Origin of the sequence: Mesorhizobium sp. NPDC059025 (assembly GCF_042739655.1) — a bacterium.
In the GTDB taxonomy this organism is placed as follows: domain Bacteria; phylum Pseudomonadota; class Alphaproteobacteria; order Rhizobiales; family Rhizobiaceae; genus Mesorhizobium.
Map to the genome: position 1 here is coordinate 206,027 of NZ_JBHYIM010000010.1, position 19,535 is coordinate 225,561.

16 protein-coding genes are annotated in these 19,535 nt (G+C 65.4%); 8 read left to right on the forward strand and 8 right to left on the reverse strand.

Annotated elements, in window-relative coordinates:
- The first annotated feature begins 210 nt into the window (after window positions 1–210).
- Window positions 211–693, forward strand: coding sequence for a transcription elongation factor GreA (greA, locus tag ACFWYE_RS22975; protein ID WP_379114546.1), 483 nt, complete (start codon window positions 211–213; stop codon window positions 691–693).
- A gap of 368 nt (window positions 694–1,061) precedes the next feature.
- On the opposite strand, the gene ACFWYE_RS22980 is transcribed toward greA, so the two are convergent.
- The 3 genes from ACFWYE_RS22980 to ACFWYE_RS22990 form a co-directional block, all read right to left on the reverse strand.
- A complete protein-coding gene (locus ACFWYE_RS22980) occupies window positions 1,062–2,885 on the reverse strand; it encodes a DEAD/DEAH box helicase (RefSeq protein WP_379114548.1) in 1,824 nt (607 codons plus the stop codon).
- 106 nt (window positions 2,886–2,991) lie between these two features.
- Window positions 2,992–4,791, reverse strand: a complete 1,800-nt coding sequence (gene recQ / locus ACFWYE_RS22985) for a DNA helicase RecQ (protein ID WP_379114550.1) — start codon at window positions 4,789–4,791, stop codon at window positions 2,992–2,994.
- Between the two features lie 139 nt (window positions 4,792–4,930).
- The gene (locus ACFWYE_RS22990) at window positions 4,931–5,272 is read right to left on the reverse strand and encodes an ArsR/SmtB family transcription factor (protein WP_379114552.1); all 342 of its coding nucleotides are present in this window, start codon (window positions 5,270–5,272) and stop codon (window positions 4,931–4,933) included.
- Window positions 5,273–5,383: 111 nt separating this feature from the next.
- Here ACFWYE_RS22990 and ACFWYE_RS22995 point away from each other — a divergent pair, with 111 nt between their 5' ends.
- Window positions 5,384–6,076, forward strand: a complete 693-nt coding sequence (locus tag ACFWYE_RS22995) for a DUF899 domain-containing protein (RefSeq protein WP_379114554.1) — start codon at window positions 5,384–5,386, stop codon at window positions 6,074–6,076.
- Window positions 6,077–6,124: 48 nt separating this feature from the next.
- Here the strand turns inward: ACFWYE_RS22995 and ACFWYE_RS23000 are convergent, their stop codons facing one another.
- The gene (locus ACFWYE_RS23000; RefSeq protein WP_379063299.1) at window positions 6,125–7,168 is read right to left on the reverse strand and encodes a class I SAM-dependent methyltransferase; all 1,044 of its coding nucleotides are present in this window, start codon (window positions 7,166–7,168) and stop codon (window positions 6,125–6,127) included.
- 283 nt (window positions 7,169–7,451) lie between these two features.
- Here ACFWYE_RS23000 and ACFWYE_RS23005 point away from each other — a divergent pair, with 283 nt between their 5' ends.
- From ACFWYE_RS23005 to ACFWYE_RS23015, 3 genes are all read left to right on the forward strand, one after another.
- Entirely contained in the window at window positions 7,452–9,449 is a 1,998-nt protein-coding gene (locus ACFWYE_RS23005; RefSeq protein ID WP_379114556.1) for a putative bifunctional diguanylate cyclase/phosphodiesterase, read from the forward strand.
- A gap of 135 nt (window positions 9,450–9,584) precedes the next feature.
- On the forward strand, window positions 9,585–10,397 hold the full coding sequence (locus ACFWYE_RS23010; protein WP_379114558.1) for a hypothetical protein: 813 nt from the start codon (window positions 9,585–9,587) through the stop codon (window positions 10,395–10,397).
- A gap of 89 nt (window positions 10,398–10,486) precedes the next feature.
- Entirely contained in the window at window positions 10,487–10,876 is a 390-nt protein-coding gene (locus tag ACFWYE_RS23015; protein ID WP_379063305.1) for a DUF930 domain-containing protein, read from the forward strand.
- Between the two features lie 181 nt (window positions 10,877–11,057).
- On the opposite strand, the gene ACFWYE_RS23020 is transcribed toward ACFWYE_RS23015, so the two are convergent.
- From ACFWYE_RS23020 to ACFWYE_RS23030, 3 genes are all read right to left on the reverse strand, one after another.
- Complete coding sequence (locus ACFWYE_RS23020) at window positions 11,058–13,040, reverse strand: FAD-dependent oxidoreductase (RefSeq protein WP_379114560.1); 1,983 nt, start codon at window positions 13,038–13,040, stop codon at window positions 11,058–11,060.
- Between the two features lie 201 nt (window positions 13,041–13,241).
- Window positions 13,242–14,243 carry an inorganic phosphate transporter gene (locus ACFWYE_RS23025; protein ID WP_144378043.1) on the reverse strand — a complete coding sequence of 334 codons (1,002 nt, stop codon included), beginning with the start codon at window positions 14,241–14,243 and terminating at the stop codon, window positions 13,242–13,244.
- A gap of 5 nt (window positions 14,244–14,248) precedes the next feature.
- Window positions 14,249–14,890, reverse strand: coding sequence for a DUF47 domain-containing protein (locus ACFWYE_RS23030; RefSeq protein ID WP_144378042.1), 642 nt, complete (start codon window positions 14,888–14,890; stop codon window positions 14,249–14,251).
- A 296-nt stretch (window positions 14,891–15,186) separates the two neighbouring features.
- Here ACFWYE_RS23030 and ACFWYE_RS23035 point away from each other — a divergent pair, with 296 nt between their 5' ends.
- On the forward strand, window positions 15,187–16,407 hold the full coding sequence (locus ACFWYE_RS23035) for a calcium-binding protein (RefSeq protein WP_379114562.1): 1,221 nt from the start codon (window positions 15,187–15,189) through the stop codon (window positions 16,405–16,407).
- Between the two features lie 104 nt (window positions 16,408–16,511).
- Here the strand turns inward: ACFWYE_RS23035 and ACFWYE_RS23040 are convergent, their stop codons facing one another.
- On the reverse strand, window positions 16,512–16,928 hold the full coding sequence (locus ACFWYE_RS23040) for a VOC family protein (protein ID WP_379114564.1): 417 nt from the start codon (window positions 16,926–16,928) through the stop codon (window positions 16,512–16,514).
- A gap of 189 nt (window positions 16,929–17,117) precedes the next feature.
- Between ACFWYE_RS23040 and ACFWYE_RS23045 the strand changes: the two genes are divergently transcribed.
- Window positions 17,118–18,176, forward strand: a complete 1,059-nt coding sequence (locus ACFWYE_RS23045) for an aminopeptidase (RefSeq protein ID WP_379063313.1) — start codon at window positions 17,118–17,120, stop codon at window positions 18,174–18,176.
- Window positions 18,177–18,266: 90 nt separating this feature from the next.
- On the forward strand, window positions 18,267–19,286 hold the full coding sequence (locus ACFWYE_RS23050) for an RNA polymerase subunit sigma-70 (protein WP_379114566.1): 1,020 nt from the start codon (window positions 18,267–18,269) through the stop codon (window positions 19,284–19,286).
- The last annotated feature ends 249 nt before the right edge of the window (window positions 19,287–19,535 follow it).

Consider the following 19,535-nt stretch of genomic DNA (forward strand, 5'->3'; position numbering starts at 1 on the left):
CCGTCCGGAATTGCGTAAAAACAAAGAGTTAGAGCGTTTCCGTCCAAAAACGGAAACGCTCTAGGGTGTCTGGAACGATGTGGATAGGCCGAATCCGGATCGGCAGCCCAGCAATGGCTGCTTCAAAACAGTCCGTCAGATAGTTGCAGCTTTCTCCGCAGCGCTGAGGTATCCGTTGCCGACACTGTTCAGCCAGGAGTTCCAGTCAAAGTGAGCGTCGCATTCGCCAAGGAGGAAAGCGCCGAGGCTGCATCGGAGACCGTCCTGCCGCCACGCCCGATCCCCGATCGGATCAACCTGGTCACCGAGGCGGGCTTGAAGATGTTGCAGGAGGAACTGGCGCGGGCGCAGGAAGCGTTGGAGGCCGCCGGCAAGCTGGAAGACGTCAATGAGAAGCGTCGGCAGTCCGCCGTACCGCTGCGGGATGCGCGCTACTATGCCGAGCGCGTGCGCACGGCGCAGCTTGTGCCGGCACCCTCCTCGAATGCAGCGGTCGCCTTCGGCCATTCCGTCACCTTCAGGCGCGACGATGACCGCATCCAGACCTTCCGCATCGTCGGCGACGACGAGGCCAACCCGGCGCAGGCCTCCATCTCGCACGGCTCCCCGATTGCCATCGCGCTGATGGGCAAGGCGGCGGGTGATTTCGTGCCGTTCGGACAGGGCGAGATCGAGGTGCTGGCTATTTCTTGATGGTGAAAGCCTCAGACCATAGCCGAGGGCCAGGCGAAAGCGCCTCTATCTCCCCCCTTGCGGGGGAGAAAGCGATTTCAGCATCTTAGCGAGCACGCCCGCAGGGCGGCACAGCTAAGTGCTAGAAATCGCAAGAGAGGGGATATTCCGCTGCGGCGTTAATAGGCTTCTTGGCTACTGCCTTGCTGAAGAAGACAGATGTCTGCTCGCGGCGGCGACAGTTGCGCACCCCTCAGCTGCAAATCCCCTCTCTTGGATTTTCTACGACTTAGCTGTGCCGCCCTGCGGGCGTGCTCGCTAAGATCGTGAAAATCCTTTCTCCCCCGCAAGGGGGGAGATAGGGGCGCCGCGTGCGCGCGCGCCAAAACTCAACTCGGGCGCTTCGGCTTGCCCTTGCCTTTGTACTCCCCAGGCGCGCCCTGGCCACGGTGGGGTTTCTTGCCCGGCTTGCCGCCCTTGCCGAACTTTGCACCCTTGGCGAAATCCGGCTTGCCCTTGCCGAATTTCGGCTTGGGCCGCCAGACGGCAGCGCCGCTTTCCCCAGCGGGCGCAATGACGATGCCGCGTTCGGTGCTGCCGGGTTGTTTGAGCTGCTCGATGAAACCGGCCGCCTTGTCGGCGGAGATCTCGAAGCGGGTTTCGGTGTCGTCGATGCGGATCGAACCGACGTCGCGCTTGGAGACGCCGCCGGCCCTGCAGATCATCGGCAGCAGCCATTTCGGATCGGCGCGCTGCTTGCGGCCGAGCGACAGCGTGAACCAGACCCCGCCTTCCATGTCCGGGCGGCGCGGCCCAGGCTCCAGCGCACCGTCGCGCCGGTCCTCGCCCACTCTGTCACGGTCGCCTTTGTCCCGCTTCGACTTACGCGCCTGCATATCGTGAACCGGCAGCGGAAACAGGTCCTCGGGCACGGGCCGGCTGGACAGTTGCTGGCGCAGGAAGGCGGCAGCGATGCGTTCGGGGCTGGCCTTGGCCAGAAGTTCGGTCACGAAGGCGGCTTCCACCTCGTCCGGCTCGGCCGCCGACAGCACCGTTTCGAGTATCTGGGCGCGATAGCGGGTCTCGATCTCGGCGATGCTCGGCGCGGCACGCATCGTGGCCGACAGCTTGGCCAGCGCCAGCACGCGCTGCGCGGCACCGCGCCTGGTTTCAGGCACGATGAGCACGCACACGCCCTTGCGGCCGGCGCGGCCGGTGCGGCCGGAGCGGTGCAGCAGGGTGGCCGGATTGCTGGGAACGTCGGCATGGATGACGAGGTCGAGGTTGGGCAGGTCGATGCCGCGCGCCGCGACGTCGGTCGCCACGCAGACATGGGCGCGGCCGTCGCGCATCGACTGCAACGCGTTGGAGCGTTCCGACTGCGCCATCTCGCCCGACAGCGAGACGACCGAAAAGCCGCGATTGGCGAGCCGCGCCGTCAGGTGCCGCACCGCCTCGCGCGTGTGGCAGAACACCAGCGCGCTGGCGCTGTCGGAATCGAGCAGCGTGTTGATGACGGCATGTTCGCGCTCATCGCGCCGCACCAGCATCAGCTGGTATTCGATGTCGGCATGCTGCTCGGTGGCGGCGGTGGCGGCGATGCGCACCGCATCCTTCTGGAAATTGCGGGCAAGTTCGGCGATGCCGCGCGGCACCGTCGCCGAAAACAGCAAGGTGCGGCGATCCTCGGGGGCAGCACCGAGGATGAATTCGAGGTCCTCGCGGAAACCGAGGTCGAGCATCTCGTCGGCTTCGTCGAGCACCACGGCGCGCAGGTCGCCCAGATCGAGCGCACCCTTGGAGATGTGGTCGCGCAGGCGTCCCGGCGTGCCGACGACGATATGCGCGCCGCTCTCCAGGGCGCGGCGTTCGCGGCGCATGTCCATGCCGCCAACGCAGGTGGCGATCCTGACGCCGGCCGCGGCGTAGAGCCAGTCGAGTTCGCGCTGCACCTGGATGGCAAGCTCGCGCGTCGGCGCGATCACCAGCCCGAGCGGCAGGCCGGCCGGCGGAAAGCGTTCGGCGCGGCCGAGCAGTGTCGAGGCAATGGCGATGCCGAAGGCCACCGTCTTGCCCGAGCCGGTCTGAGCCGAAACCAGCAGGTCGGCTTCAGGGTCGGCACCCGCCATCTCCATCTGGACCGGAGTGAGCTGGTGATAACCTTTCGCCTCCAGGGCGGAGGCGAGCGAGGGGTGGATGGGCTGGTCGGTCATGATCGTGGTTCTCTGTGTCGAGGCCGCGCATAACACGGTATCGCGCAAGTTGTACCGCAATTCTGGTTGAAACGTGCGGAAAGCGTTGGCGCCTCTTATCTTTCCCTCACCCAAACTCCGCGATCACCGACAGGAACGCCGGCCCGTAGCGGTCGAGCTTGGCTTCGCCGACGCCGGGCACGCCGGCCATCTCGCCGCGCGAGGCGGGGCGGGCGGCAGCGAGTTCGATCAGGGTCTTGTCGTGGAAGATCACATAAGGCGGCACGTTCTGCAGGCGGGCGATCTCGCTGCGCTTGCGGCGCAGGGCCTGGAACAGGTCGTTGTCCGCCTGCGGAATGGCGGACTGCGCGTTGCTGCGCACCACCTTGCCGCGCCTGGCGCGGGGCGGGGCCGGAATGCGCAGCATCAGCGCCGGCTTCTCGCGCAGGAAATCGCGCCCGGCCGGCGCGATCGACAGGCCGCCATGGCCGACGAGGTCTACATCGATGAAGCGCAGCGCGATCAGCTGGCGCAGGATCGCCCGCCATGTGCGGTTGTCGTGCTCCCTGCCGATGCCGAAGGTGGAGATCTGGTCATGGCCGAATTGGGCGATGCGTTCGTTGTCCGCGCCCAGCAGCACGTCGACGATGTAAGCCTGCCCGAACCGTTCGCCGGTGCGATAGATGCACGACAGCACCTTCTGCGCGGCAATGGCACCATCGAACAGGCGCGGCGGCTCGGCGCAGGTGTCGCAATTGCCGCAAGGCTCGCAATGATCGCCGAAATAGGACAGCAGCACCTGGCGACGGCAGCGCGCCGTCTCGGCCAGTCCCAGCAGCGCATCGAGCTTCTGCCGCTCCATGCGCTTGCGCTGGTCGGGCGCCTCCGATTCCTCGATGAAGCGGCTGCGCAAGGCGATGTCCTCATGGCCGTAGAGCATGAGCGTATCGGACGGCAGGCCGTCGCGCCCGGCACGGCCGGTTTCCTGGTAATACGCCTCGATGCTGCCCGGCAGGTCGACATGGGCGACGAAGCGCACGTCGGGTTTATCAATGCCCATGCCGAAGGCAACGGTGGCGACCATGATGACCGCCTCGCCATGCTGGAAACGTTGCTGGTTGGCCTCGCGCGCCGCCTTGTCCATGCCGGCGTGGTAGGCAAGCGCATCATAGCCGAGGCCTTGCAGCCAGGCGGCGATCTCCTCGGTGCGGCGCTTCGACAGGCAGTAGACGATGCCGCTCTCGCCTTCGTAGCGCTTGAGGAACTCCTTCAGCTGGGCGCGCGGATTGTCCTTTTCCTCGATGGCGTAGCGGATGTTGGGGCGGTCGAAACCGGCGATGAAGGCGTCGGCCTCGTCGATGTCGAGATGCGACAGGATCTCGGCACGTGTCGGTTCATCCGCGGTGGCCGTCAGCGCCATACGCGGCACCTTGCCAAAACGCGCCACGACGGCATCGAGCTGGCGATAGGAGGGGCGGAAATCGTGCCCCCATTGCGACAGGCAGTGCGCCTCGTCGATGGCGATCAGCGACAGCTTCACACCTTCCAGCAGTTCCAGCACATCCGGCCGGGCCAGGGTTTCGGGCGCGACATAGAGCAGGTCGAGCGCGCCGGCGCGGATATCGCGCCACAGCGCGCGGCGATCGTCCAGGTCGAGGTCGGAGTTGAGCGCTGCCGCCCTGACGCCGGCCTGGCGCAGCGCCGTGACCTGGTCGGCCATCAGCGCCAAGAGCGGCGACACCACCAGCCCCATGCCGGGACGGACAATGGCCGGTATCTGGTAGCAGAGCGACTTGCCGCCGCCGGTCGGCATCAGCACGAAGGCGTTGTTGCCGGCGATCACATGCCCGACGATGTCCGCCTGCGGGCCCCGGAAGGCATCATAGCCATAGACGGTCTTGAGGATTTCGAGGGCGGCAGTGGTCATCTTGGGGTGGCATGGAGAATCATGGGGAGATCCTTCATAGCAGCTTCGCCGGGCCGGGGTGGCAACGATCGGTCCGAAATCGGCATGGTTACCGCCTCGAACCGCGCTGCCGGAACATCGCAGGGCCTTCGGCGCGGCTTCACCGTGCCGGTGCGCTCGAACCCTCCATGTCGCCGCGGAGCTTGTCGAGGATGGAGACCGCATGGGCGGCATAGCCGCTGATCCAGCGGTCGTGGATGCGCTTGATCGGCAGCGCGTCGAGATGGTTCCAGCGCTCGCGGCCCTCCCGCCTGACAATGATCAGGCCGGCGTCCTCCAGCACTTTCAGATGCAGCATGACGGTGCAGCGATCCATGTCCGCGAAGATTTCGCAGAGCATGCCGGTGGTGCGGGCCTCGTCCTTGAGGTGATCGAGCATGGCGCGCCTGCGCGGATGGGCCAACGCCTTGAAAACCAGGTCTTCCTCATGCTCGCTTGACATGTTATGTTTTTATAACATATTTGAAACGAGCACAACACGGAGCCTGCGGCCGAAGCGAAAATTCCACAGCGGCGCCGCGAAGTTTCGAACCGCATCGCAAGGAGGTTACCGATGACGCTGCCCAGGATCGTCCCGGAGCAGGAGTGGCTGGCCGCGCTGCGGCAGCAGATCGACAGGGAGAAGGCTTTCACCCGCGCGCGCGACGACCTGAACGCACAGCGGCGGCGCCTGCCGATGGTCAGGATCGACAAGGACTATTCATTCGCCGGGCCATCGGGAACGGTGAGCCTCGACGACCTGTTCGACGGACGCCGCCAGCTGATCGTCTACCACTTCATGTTCGGGCCGGACTGGCAGGCGGGCTGCGACGGCTGCTCCTGGGTGGTGGATGCGATGACGCACCCCGCGCATCTCAATGCGCGCGACACCTCCATCGTCCTGGTCTCGCGCGCCCCGCTGGAGAAGCTGTTGAAATACCAGCAGCGCATGGGGTGGCGGTACCCCGGCTGGTACTCATCGTTCGACAGCGATTTCAACCTGGACATGGGCGCGACAGTGGCCGATCCGGACGATCCGACCAGGACCAGCGAACGCCACGGCGTCAGCGTTTTCCTGCGCGACGGCGGCAACATCCATCGCAGCTATTTCAACGGCGCACGCGGCGTCGAATATCTCGGCAGCCTGTGGACCTATCTGGACCTCACCCCCTACGGGCGCCAGGAGACCTGGGAAGACTCGCCGCAGGGCTGGCCCCAGACCGAACCCTACGCCTGGAACCGGCGGCATGACGAATACGGGAGCTGACCCGCACCGGGAGACCGCCGGTCCCGAGCGCGTCGCGCCTTTGAACGCTCAATCGTGCTTTTCGATCACCGCGTAGAGCACGTTGCGGTTTTCACCGAAGAACACCTGCACGTCGACCTTGTTGCGATCGACACTGGCGTTGACGACGTTCCACATGTCGGCCTCGGAGCGCAGCAGCAGCACCCAGTTCATGAAGGTTTCGCGGTAACCGGCATCCGGGTTGCCTTCCGCATAGTTGGCGAACAGGAAGGTGCCGCCCGGCTTCAGCATCTCCAGGCAGGTCTTGGTCAGCTTCACCGCCACCTTGTCCTGCAGGTAGTCGTAGAGGCCAGAAGCATAGATGAAGTCGAACTTGCCGAGCTTGTGGCCTCTCGTCAGCAAGGTGCGCACGGAACCGTCAACTGTTTCCACCGCGGTGCCGGCGAAGTCGCGCGAGATCAGACCGACGCTGAGCGGGTCCTGGTCGAGCGCGACCCAGCGCTTCAGGCGCTTTTCGCGCAGCGCGACCGAGAGGTTGGCTTCGCGCAGATGGCCGGCGGCGACCGCCAGGACCTCGGTTTCAGGCCCGCGCTTTTCGGCGATCTCGTCGACATAGCGGGCGAGGAGATCGCGTCTTTCCCGGGCGGCCACGCAGGAGGGCACGTTCTGGGTATAGGCGTAGAGCGCCTTGCCGATGTCGGACGAGTCGGCGACGGCATCGGCGACATGCGGATCGCAATAGATGTAGTCGAGCAGTTCGGCGTCGCCGGAATAGCCGCGCGGCTTCTCGAACGACCAGCGCGTCAGCGGATCTTCCAGGAAATAGTCGAGGACCGGATGGTTCTGGATGATCGGCGCCAGCGCATTCCAGGTGTCGTCATGGAGCCTGAGCCGCATCGCCTCGAGGCGCGCCATCAGCGGCTTGATGATCTCTGCCGGGCCCTTGTTGAGGGCGATCTGCTGCTGCGTGACGGACAGGATGAGCGCGAGCTCGGCGCGCGCTGTTTCGAAGGCCTCGCTGCGATCGTCCAGCCCTCTTCCGAGATTGGCCGCGATCGTTTCTTCCGTAATCAGACTCTTGCCGTCGAGGACCGTGGCCACCAAAACCCCCATGGTTAACAACTCGTTAACAACTGGCATGTTAATAGCGCGAAGCAGACCCCCTGCAAAGCACGCTGGGTGGCATTCTAATGTTATCGTTAACGCACAATTTACCGAATTCGATTGCGCCAGGGCATTTCGTTTCAGAATCCGTGGATGATTAACCCAACCTTGTGGCCTTAGGCCGCATTGTCTGCGAGGCGCCAAGATCGCCCGCGCACGTTGGAGTTGTTCTGCGTTGAGGCCGGAAGCAACAAACGGCTTACAAAAGCCCTTCCTGAGAGGTCTCTCGGCGATGAGCAACTATGCAATGTCGGCAGTGGCTGAACTTGCGCCGGTGGAGCCGGCCATCCAGGCGCAGGCCGCGCCGGACGCCAACAGCCTGCGCGCGCAATTCCATGAGGAATCCCAGGCTGCGCGCCGCATGGCGGCCCGGCCGGGGCTCTACATCGCCGTCATCATCTACCTACTGTTCGCCGCCACTGACATTCTGCTGGTGCCGGACGTCGCGGCCTACACCATCGCCGCGCGCTTCGCCGTCGGTGCGACCGCGCTTGTGACGCTGGAGACCCTGCTGCGCTTCGGTGCCGCCACGAAATGGCTGGACATCACCTGCGCCGGCGCGATCATCCTCGGCTATCTCGGCTGGCTGCTGCCGACCGCGGCCAGCAGCAATCATGAAAGCGTTTCGTACTACATGGTCTTCGGCACCATCTTCATGATGAGCGCCAACCTGTTCTTCACATTCCAGTTCAGCTTTTCCGTCGTCACGTCGACGATCATCCTGCTGATCCTCTATGCCGTGAACTATTTTGTGCCGTCGACGCTGACCTACAAGCTGGTTTTCGGCGCCTTCTACATCTCCTGCTTCGTCTTCACCTCCTACATCAACTGGAAGCTGAACCGCGAACGCTACAACGTCTTCCTGAACGCGCTGGAGGCGCGCAACCAGCACCGGGAAGCCACCGAGCGCGGCAAGGCGCTGCTCAAGCTGTCGCGCACCGATCCGCTGACGGGCCTGGAAAACCGCCGCGCGGTCGACGAGCGGCTGCGCGACCTGTGGAGCAACTGGCAGCGCCATGGCGCCACCTTCGCGGTGCTGCTCATCGACGTCGACTTCTTCAAGCGCTTCAACGACTATTACGGCCACCAGAAGGGCGACCGCTGCCTGATGGAGGTCGCCGACAGCCTGCGCCACCTGGTCGAGCGGCGCAGCGCCTCGATCGGCCGTTACGGCGGCGAAGAATTCATCGTGCTGGCGCAGGCGAAAAAACACGAGGAGGTCATCGCGCTTGCCGAGGAGATCCGCAGCGAGGTGGAAGCGCTGGCGATCACCCATAACGAGCGCCGCGACGGCACCCAGGTGGTGACGGTGTCGATCGGCGCGGCCTTCACCCGCGACGAGGCCGGCACCAAGCTCGAGAAGATCATCCAGGAAGCCGACCGGGCGCTGTATCTCGCCAAGGCCGACGGGCGTAACTGCGTGCATCTGTTCGACCCCAACGATCCGCAGACCAGCGACGAAAGCGAGAATGTCGCGGCGCTTCTGAAGATCGCCATCGAACGCGACCTGGTTTCGCTGGTGTTCCAGCCGATCGCCAACATGCGCAGCGGCAGGATCGAGGCGATGGAGGCGCTGATGCGCCTGACCATGCCGGACGGGACGGCGGTGCCGCCCAGCCTGTTCATCCCGGTGGCGGAGCGCACCGGCATGATCCTGGAACTTGGCCGCTGGGCGATCCGCACGGCCTGCCGCGAACTGATGTCGAGCGAGCACATCCGCACCATCAGCGTCAACGTCTCCCCGGTGCAGCTCAAGGCGCCGGGTTTCGCCGCTTCCGTGGCCGCCGCGCTCGGCGAAGCCGGGGTGACCGGCGATCGCCTCGCGCTGGAGATCACCGAGGGGCTGGAGATGGAGATGCATTCCGATGTGCTTCGCTGCATCAGCGACCTCAAGCTGCTCGGCATCAAGGTCTGGCTCGACGATTTCGGCACCGGCTTTGCCGGCCTGTCCTGGCTGCGGCTGATCGACTTCGACACGGTCAAGATTGACCGCTCCTTCCTGCACGACTGCGTGACGCCGCGCGGCCGCGCGATGTTCCGCGACATCGTCGGCCTGCTGAGGAACCGCGGCCCGAAGATCCTGGTCGAAGGCGTGGAGAGCGAGGAGCAACTGGAGTTGCTGCGCAAGCTCGACATCGACCACGCCCAGGGCTACCACATCGGCCGCCCCGCCCCGGCGGAACGCATCCGCGCCCTGTTCGAGGAACCGAAGCGGCAGCGGACGGCGTAGGGGCTGGCCTGAACCGCCGCCGCCATCGTTCCTGCGTGGATTGCGACACGCTCCGGTCACCCCGCTGCAACAGTCCTACGCCCGGCGATCGATTTCGTGTATCGACATCGAACCGTCCTGCCGGAACACCGCGCCATGAAACCAGCCCTCGCCGCCTTCGTCTTGATGCTGCCCGCCCCGGCGCTCGCCGAATGCGCCATCACGGATGCGCTGCTTGCCCAGGCCTATCCGAAGGCCAGGCAGGGCGACAACGGCCTGCTGGTCGACGGCGGCGACTTCCAGCGCGCGATCCAGCTCGACGGCGTGGTCTGCAAGGCGTGGCCCTGGCGGCCGGAACTGATGCTGGCCGCCGTGCCGCTGCTCGAGGCAAAACCAGCCGACGAGGGCTCCAACAAGGGCGATGTCGAGATCCTCGTCACCACCCGCGCCGGCAAGCCGCTGGCCAGGCGCATGGAGCCCGGCATGGCCTTCTCCGACGCCATCCGCTTCGGCGACATGAGCCTCGACACGGCCCGCTATGATGTTGCAGACGGCCAACGCGCCTTCGGTCTGCGCACCGTCCAATCCGGCAGTTCGCGCGTCAACCCCTATGAGGAACAGGCGCTGTGGCTCTACACATTCGACAAGGGCCGCATCGAGCGCGTGCTGGACGGGCTGATCGTCGAGCACGGGCTTGGCGAAAACAACGGCAATTGCGAGGGTGAATTCACCACGACGAAGCGCACCATCACGCCCGGCCCGAAGACAGACGCGCGCTACCGAGCGCTCAAGGTGGAGCAGACGGAGACCCTCGCCACCTCGACACGAAAAGGCGACGATTGCGTGAGCGACGAACGGCCGGGAAAGGCCGCACGGTTCGAACTTGTCTATGAAAAGGGCCGTTACGTACTGTCGGGCAAGACCGAGATCGACCCGCTTTTCTCCACGATCGAAATCGGGGAACCGTAAGCTGGACAAGGGTGCCGTTGTCCCCCGCGCGGACGAGCGACGTCACGACGGGTTGATCAGCCGGCGAAAATATGGTGGCTTCCCGTGCCATGAGAACAGCTTTGCTCACCGTGCTCGCGCTCCTGACGGCGAGTTCAACCGCCCACGCCCTCGACAACCGCCTGAAAGCCGGGCTCCTGAAGCTCGATCCGCAGACGCGGCTGGAGCAGCGCTGCGACGCGGAGGTGCTCGACCGCATCACGCATGACGATCCGCACTACAAGGCCGACCGCGTCGTCGCTTATGCCTTCGGCCAGCCGGAAATGACCGACGACTCGATCAAGAGCAAGGTCGCGGCCTTCCGCAGCCGTGGCGAGTGGTACCGGCTGAAGTTCAAATGCGAGACGGCGCCCGATCACATGGAAGTGCTGAACTTCAAGTACCGGATCGGCGACAAGATCCTGAAAGAGGACTGGTCGAAATATTATCTCTATCCATAACCGCAAAAATCGCGGGTTCGGGATTGTACTTCACCCAGCAGCTGCGCAACGAAGAGGCTGATCGCCGGCATGAGCGCGATGGTCGAGATCACGCTGGCTGGCGCCGATCGACGCGCATCCTGACGGTACGGGCCGCCACCGGATCACAGGTCCGTCGGAAACCGGCGGAGCCGCCGAAGCCCTACAGGCCGAGTGCGGCCTTGCGCCCGTCATGGATGGCATAGGCAGCCTGCCGTGGCGCACTGCAGTCGCCGATCGTCGTGAAGACAATGCCGCGGGCCTGGAGTTCGACGGCGAGGCCGTCCTCTGCCCTGTTGGTGCCGGCAAAGACGAGCGAGTCCGCCGGATGCTCCTGCCTGGTGCCGGTGAGCAGCGATGCGATCGCGGCCGTCTTGCCATCCCAGTGGACGACGGCGCTCTCGGTCAGGAAGCGCACGTCAAGTCTCGCCAGCGCGCGCCGCAGTGGTGCGTCGGCAGCCATGCGCTGCAATTCCTTGCCAACGAGCGGATCGGGTGTCACCAGCGTCACCGCGTGGCCATCCTCGGCTAGCCGCCAAGCCGTGCCGCAGCCTTTCCAGTTGCCGCCATCATCGAGCACGATCACCCGCTTGCCCGGCCTTGCCTCACGCGCCATCACGGCCTCCGCCGAAAGCACGGCGCCCGCGCCGGGGATCGCGTCGAACTGCGGCAGCGCCCGCTGGAACGCGCCATCCGGCGGCTGCGAGCCGGTCGCGACGATGACGTGGTCGACACCTTCGCGCGCGACATCGTCGGCCTCGACATACTGGCCGTAGCGGATATCGACCTGGAGCTTTGCGAGCTGGCGCTGGTACCAGTCGATCAGATCGATGATCTGGGCGCGGCGCGGCTGCATGCCGGCAAGCCGAAACTGCCCGCCAAGCCGGTCCGACGCTTCCGCGAGCGCCACCCGGTGGCCGCGCTCGGCCGCCACGCGCGCGGCTTCCAGCCCGGCCGGACCCCCGCCGACGACAAGCACACGCTTCGGCTTCGGCGCCGGCGTGAACCGGTCGCCGCCCCACTCCCATTCGCGGCCGGCCGACGGATTGATGACACAGCTGATCCAGTAGTCGCGCGAGCGCCGGCCCCAGCACATCTGGTTGCAGGACAGGCAGCCGCGAATGTCCTCGGCCTGACCGGCGGCTGCCTTGTTGGCGAGGTGCGGGTCGGCGATCTGGCCGCGCACGATGGAGACGAGATCGGCGCGATCCTCGCTGAGCACACTCTCGGCATTCTCAGGCGTGCGGATGTGGCTCTCGGCTGTCACCAGGGCATGGCGCACGGTGGATTTCAGCACCGCCGCCAGATCGGCGCCGAGCTTTTCCGGATAGAGGAAGGTCGGCATGATCTTGTAGAAGTCGAAATAGCTGCCCGAGCCGCAGGTCACATAGTCCATCAGGTGATCGCGGTCGTGCCGGTCGATGATCTCGGCCAGCGCCTCGCGCGACAGCGCCACCTCGACATCCGGGTCGTCATTGATGGCAAGGCCGACGATGAAATCGTCGCCGCAAACACGTCGGATGCGGCTCATTACCTCGCGGCTCATGCGGGTGCGGTTCTCGAGGCTGCCGCCCCAGGCATCGTCGCGGCGGTTCGACCACGGCGTCCAGAACTGGTCGAGCATCGAATGATAGGCGGCCCAGACCTCGACCCCGTCGAAGCCGGCCTCGCGGCAGCGCCGCGCGGCCTGGACGAAGCCGTCGATCGTCTCCTCGATATCGGTTTCGGTCATGCGGTGCGAACCGTCGGAATCGTGGTAGCTCGGCAGGCCCGACGGCGACCAGCCGGCATGGAAGGAGTTGTCGGCATCGGCGTGCTGGCCGACATGGTAGAGTTGCTGGATGGCGACGGCGCCATTGCCCCTGATCGCCTCCGTCACCTTGCGGAAATGCGGGACCACACCGTCATCGGATGGCCGGAAATTGCCGCGGGTCAACACCGCCGCCCGATGCACGGGCATCGGCTCGACCACGATCATGCCGGCGCCGCCGATGGCGCGCTCGGCATAGTAGCCGACATGCTGCCGGGTCGGCAGGCCCTCCACGGCCATGTTGGCGGTGTGCGCGCCAAAGACGATGCGGTTACGCAGGGTGTTGCCGCGCAAGGTGACCGGCGTGAACAGACGCCTGAATTGCCGTTCGGACATTCTGCCTCCCTGGGGCGTTGCGCGCGCCGGTACCCGCTGCCATTTCGCCTGCCACGGCAGGACGATGCCGCCCATGGACCGACAATCGGGGCCGGCAGTCAATGTGAACGAAATTCCCGCGCGGTTGAGCCAGGGGCAACCGAGCCGAATAAGGGCAACCTGCCCTTCCGCATTTTTCAGGGTATCCGAGGGGTTTTCCGGCTAGAACAGGCTGAGCGCCAGGTAGGTCAGGGCGGCGATCGCGGCGGTGGCCGGCAAGGTCACCACCCAGGCGATGACGATATTGCCGGCAATGCCCCAGCGCACGGCCGAAACGCGGCGCGCCGCCCCGACGCCGATGATCGCGCCGGTAATGGTGTGCGTGGTCGAGACCGGAATGCCGAGCCAGGTCGCCGCGAACAGGGTGATGGCGCCGCCGGTTTCGGCGCAGAAGCCCTGCATGGGATTGAGCCTGGTGATCTTGGAGCCCATCGTGTGCACGATGCGCCAGCCGCCGAACAGCGTGCCGATGGCCAGCGCGCTCTGGCAGGTGATGACCACCCAGAACGGCACGTAGAATGTGTCGCCGAGCATGCCCTGCGAATAGAGCAGCACCGCGATGATGCCCATGGTCTTCTGCGCATCGTTGCCGCCATGGCCGAGCGAATAGAGCGAAGCAGAGAAGAACTGCAGGACGCGGAAGGAACTGTCGACGGCGAACGGCGTCTGGCGCACGCACACCCAGGACACGATCAGCACAAGGACGAGCGCCAGCACGAAGCCGGTGAGCGGCGACAGCACGATCGCCGCCACCGTCTTCAAAAGGCCGCTCCAGACGATGGCACTGAAGCCGGTTTTGGCGAGACCGGCGCCGACCAGCCCGCCGATCAGCGCATGCGAGGAGCTGGACGGGATGCCGGCGAGCCAGGTGACGATGTTCCAGACGATTGCCCCGGTGAGCGCCGCGAAGATCACGCCCGGCGTGACGATGTCGGCATTGACGATGCCCTTGCCGATGGTCTCGGCGACATGCAGGCCGAAGACCGTGAAGGCGATGAAGTTGAAGAAGGCCGCCCACAGCACGGCATATTGTGGCCGCAGCACCCGGGTCGAAACGATCGTGGCGATGGAGTTTGCGGCATCGTGCAGGCCGTTCAGGAAATCGAAGAACAGCGCGACGCCGATCAGCGCGACCAGGATCGGGAAGGCGATGGTCGGGTCCATGTCGCTCAGACGTTCTCGATGACGATGCCGCTGATCTCGTTGGCGACGTCCTCGAAACGGTCGACCACCTTCTCGAGCTCGCCGTAGATCTCGGAGCCGATCATGTAGGCCATCGGATCGGTCTTGCCGTGGCGGCGGAAGAGATCCTTCAAGCCCTGCTCATGCAGGTCGTCGGCGCGGCCCTCGACGCGCATCACCTGCTCGGCGATGGCGTTGAGCCGTGTCGCGTGGGTGCCGATATTGTTGAGCAGCGGGATCGCCTCCGCGACCAGCCTGGCCGCCTCGACGATGACGACGCCCATCTCCTGCATCAGCGGGTCGAATTCGCGCTTCTCGAACAGCTTCACCGTCTTGACGGTCTTGTGCATCATGTCGATGGCGTCATCCATCGACTGGATCAGGTCCTTGATGTCGCCGCGGTCGAACGGCGTGATGAAGGAGCGGCGCACCGCCAGCAGCACTTCCGCGGTGATCGCGTCGGCCTGGTTTTCGAGCTCGACGATCTCCTTGCACCAGCGCTCGACATCCTTGCCTTGCAGCAGCTGCTGCAAGGCTTCCGCGCCGCCGACGACGGTGCGGGAATGCTGTTCGAACAGGTCGAAGAAACGGTCTTCGCGCGGCAACAGCCGCCTGAACCAGCCCAGCATGATTTCTCTCCGCATCGTCTGCAAGTCGGCAAGCCAATAACGCCTTTATGCCGGATAACGCAAACAGATAGCCGGCTTTTGAACATCCATTCGCCCAACCGGATCTGCGGCAGGCGGGACGGCTAAGGCCGCACCGGGTCATAAAATGGTCAAGTTCCGTATGCCACCATCGCTCCGATACCGAAGGGAGCGCATGCGCTCCGGCAGGCCATGGGACGGCAACGGGCCCGCCGAGGTGTCTGGCGTGCAGCAAGCGCCGCAGGGCTATGGGGCTTGTCACGGAGATGAGATCCACCATGGCCTATATTCCCGGTACTGAAAAAGACGATCAGCTCTACGGTAGCAACGGCACCGACCAGATCCTCGGTTTCGGCGGCAAGGACCGTCTTTTCGGCTTTCGCGGCGACGACAGCATCAAAGGCGGCGACGGCGACGACCAGCTCTGGGGCGACGAAGGCAATGACACCCTGTCGGGAGATGCAGGGCGCGACGAGCTTCATGGCGGCACCGGCAACGACACGTTGCATGCGGGTCTTGGCGGCGACGTGCTCGACGGCGGCGACGGCAACGACACGGTGAGCTACGCCGATGCCCCCGGCTACATAACGCTCGATCTCGAACTGGGACGCGGCGTCGGCGATCCGCAATATTACCCCGACAGGGCCCAGGATACCTATGTGGGCATCGAGAATGTCGACGGCTCGGCCTTCGACGATTCCATGGTCGGCAGCACCGCCGCCAATGTGCTGCGTGGCGGCGGCGGCAATGATTTTCTCTCCGGGGAAGCCGGCGACGACACGCTGGACGGCGGTAGCGGACGCGACCGGCTCTATGGCGGGAACGGCAATGATGTGCTCGACGGCGGCGCCGGCGGCGACAAGCTGTGGGGCGGTACCGGCAACGACACCTATGTCATCGACAGCGCCGACGACCGCGTCGACGAAGCCGATGATGGCGGCATCCCTCCCAACGGCATCGACACCGTGAAATCGAGCCTGTCCGTCTCGCTCTCGAACACGACGATCTTCAAGGGCGACATCGAGAACCTGACGTTGACCGGCAGCGGCAATCTGAACGGCAGCGGCAATGATCTCGACAATGTCGTGACCGGCAACACCGGCGCCAACAGGCTGGATGGCCGCGCCGGCGACGACACGCTGGCCGGCGGCTTCGGCAATGACACGCTGGTCGGCGGCGACGGCAACGACACATTCGTGTTCGACAGCGCGCTCAACCCCGGGTCGAATGTCGACAGGATCGCCGACTTTTCGGTAACCGACGACACGATCTGGCTGGACAATGCCGTCTTCACCGCGCTTGGCGCGCCGGGCGCACTCGACGAGACCGCCTTCCATGTCGGCGTGGCGGCGCATGACGCGAACGACCGCATCATCTACGACCCGGCCACCGGCCACCTGACCTACGATGCCAATGGCGACGCCGCCGGCGGCTTCACCGACTTCGCCGTGCTCGAAGCCGGCCTCGCGCTGACCAGCGCGGATTTCATCGTGGTGTAGTGCTTGCCCTCCGCCGCGCCGGGTGTGCCCGGCGTGGCGCTGGGAAGGACGCTCTGGACAGTTTGGCGCAAACGGGAACTCCGTCATTCCGGACGGTTTCCCGATCAGCCCTTCGCCGCCAGCACCAGCCAGGGCACGCCGAACCTGTCGGTGACCATGCCGAACCGCTCGGCCCAGTCGACCTCGGCCAGCGGCGTCGTCACAGTGCCGCCTTCGCCCAGCGCTTCGAAGATGCGGCGTGCCTCATCGGCGCCTTCGATGTGCAGGGAGACGTTGAAGCCCTGCATCGGCCTGTGCTGTTCGGCCGGCACGTCGTTGCCCCTGAGTGTGGATTTGCCGAGGCTGAGCTCGGCGAAGCGGACCTGGTCGGCGGCAGCGGCCGTCGATCCCGGCGGCAGCGCCTTGTCTTCATTGGCGCCGAACGTGTTCATCTCCGTGATCACCCCGCCCATCAGCCGGGCATAGAATTCGAACGCCTGCCGACACACGCCGGCGAAGGCCAGTTGTGGTGCGATGTTCATCTGCAGTTCCTCCATGTGCGGGCGGCACCGCCCTTCGCTGGTCGCCCTCGCCCGCCGCCCGCGTGCAACGTCGCTGCAGGTCGAACGCGAGGGCTAGCGCTGGGTTCCTGTTAAGTTGACCCTTGCAGGCCTTGACGAAAATCGCCGCGCCTGTTGAGACCGTGCCGGTGGAACAGGGCGGGGCAGCCGGTGAAGCGTGTTTTTCGTTTGCTCGTGGCGGCGGTCATGGCGTCCGGTGTGGCCGGCTGCACCAGCATCTCCTATTATGCGAAGTCGCTCGAGGGCCATGTGCAGATCATGGCCGCGCGGAAAAACGTCGGGACACTGATCAAGGACCCGGCGACGCCCGGGGCGCTGCGCGCCAAGCTGCAATCGGCCAGCGCGATCCGGCGCTATGCGACGGAGGCGCTGGCGCTGCCCGACAACAGCAGCTACCGCAGCTATGTCGACATCGGCCGCGAGGCGGTGACCTGGGCGGTGTTCGCGGCGCCGCAGTTCTCGCTGACACCACGAACCTGGTGTTTTCCGGTGTTCGGCTGCGTGCCGTATCGCGGCTATTTCGACCGCAAGGAAGCGGCGGAAAACGCCGTCGCACTGCAGAAGGAAGGGTTCGACGTCCATGTCACCGGCGTCACCGCCTATTCGACGCTCGGCTGGTCGAGCGACCCGCTGCTCTCGACCATGCTGGGTCCGGACGACACCTTCCTGGCCAGCCTGATCTTCCACGAGCTGGCGCATCAGCGCCTTTATGTGAAAGGCGATTCCGCCTTCAACGAGGCCTTCGCCGTGGCGGTCGAAACCAGCGGGGTGCGCAAATGGCTGCGCGCCGGAGGCAATCTCGCCGGGCTGCGCCGTTACGAAGCCGACCGCCGGCGCCGGGCCGATTTCCTCGGCCTTCTGGCGACGACCCGCGAGGAATTGCAGCAGGTCTATCAAAGCGCGCGAACGCCCGAACAGAAGGCGGCGGCCAAGGCCGCGACGATCGAGACGCTGCGGGCGCGCTACAGGCTGATGCGCGACAGGCGCTGGGCGGGATACCGGGGCTATGACGGCTGGTTCAAGGCGCCGATCAACAACGCCAAGCTCGCCGCCACCGCCGTCTATGGCGAACAGGTGCCGGCATTCCTGCGCCTGTTCGATCTCTGCTCCGGCGACTATCCGAGGTTCTACGCCGCCGTGCAGCGGATCGGGAACCTGCCGCAGCCTGCCCGCGGCAACGCGCTTGCGGCTGCGAAGTCGTGCCGTTGATCCGGGCGGAAGAAATCGGCAGCACTTTGTGCAAGCACGTGTGCCGTTTTAAGGTGCCGGGCGGCGGCCCTCCCATTCACGGTTCTCCCCATGCACCAGATGAGTGTCCAGAAACCAGCCGAACCCGAAAGCGAATGGCTCCGGCAGGCAAAGGCCGGTGACACATCGGCCTTCGACCAGTTGGTGAAGCCCTTCCGCAGGCGACTGCACACGCATTGCTACCGCATGCTCGGCTCGCCCTTCGATGCCGACGATGCGCTGCAGGAAACACTGCTGGGGGCATGGCGTGGCCTGGGGTCCTTCGAGGGCCGCAGTTCGCTCGGCACATGGCTGACCAGCATCGCCACCCGCATCTGCCTGCGCATGATTGCCAAGCGCCCAAGGCGCCTGAGGTCGGGCGACCGCGCCGCACCGCTTCGGACAACGGCGGAACTGGGCGAGCCGATCGAGGGAGCCGTGTGGCTGGAACCGCTGCCGGATGGCGAACTGGCGGACGATGACGATCCGGCAGCGATCCTGCTGCGACGCGAATCCATCGGGCTCGGCTTCGTTGCCATGCTGCAGCACCTGCCCGGCCTGCAGCGCGCCGTGCTCTTGCTGCGCGAAGTGCTGGGCTACTCGGCCGCCGAGACCGCCGACATGCTTGGCACCAGCGTCGCCTCGGCCAACAGCGCCTTGCAGCGCTCGCGGCAGACGATGCGGGCCAGGACCGACATCGGCGAGAAGAAACCCGTCGACCCGCAAGGGCTCGAACGGCTGCTGCAGGCCTTCGTGTCCGCCTGGGAAAGCCGCGACATCGCCGCCATGATCGAGCTTTTGACCGACGATGTCCGCTTCACCATGCCGCCGCTGCCGGCCTGGTTCGATGGCCGCGCATTCGTCGAACAATTCTTCGCCGAGCGCGTATTCCAGACGCCCTGGCGGCTGGAGCCGCTGCGCGGCAACGGCCAGCCCGGCTTCGCCTGCTACATCAGGCAGGCCGGCGACGACCGTTTCCGGCCGGGCGGCGTCGTGCTGCTCAGCGTCGCCGACGGCCGCATCAGCGCCATCGACAGCTTCATCGACCCCGTCGTCTGCCGCCGGTTCGGCATGCGTGACGAGATCGGCTAGGCGCGTTTCGGCTTTTGCAATTGCTCAGGATGAGGGAGGTGCGGGCCACTCCCCCCGCGCTTCAAAATAGACGACCCTTGCACAACAGTCCTCATCCTTGTTCGACCGGGGAGATCGCGAACAGAGGTGCGTCCTTCGAGGCTCGCTTCGCGAGCACCTCAGGATGAGGGGCGTGGGGTGAAACGGCGCTCAATATCTGAGACGTTCCAGAATTTTCGCTCGAAAGGCACGACGCCCCTCATCCTGAGG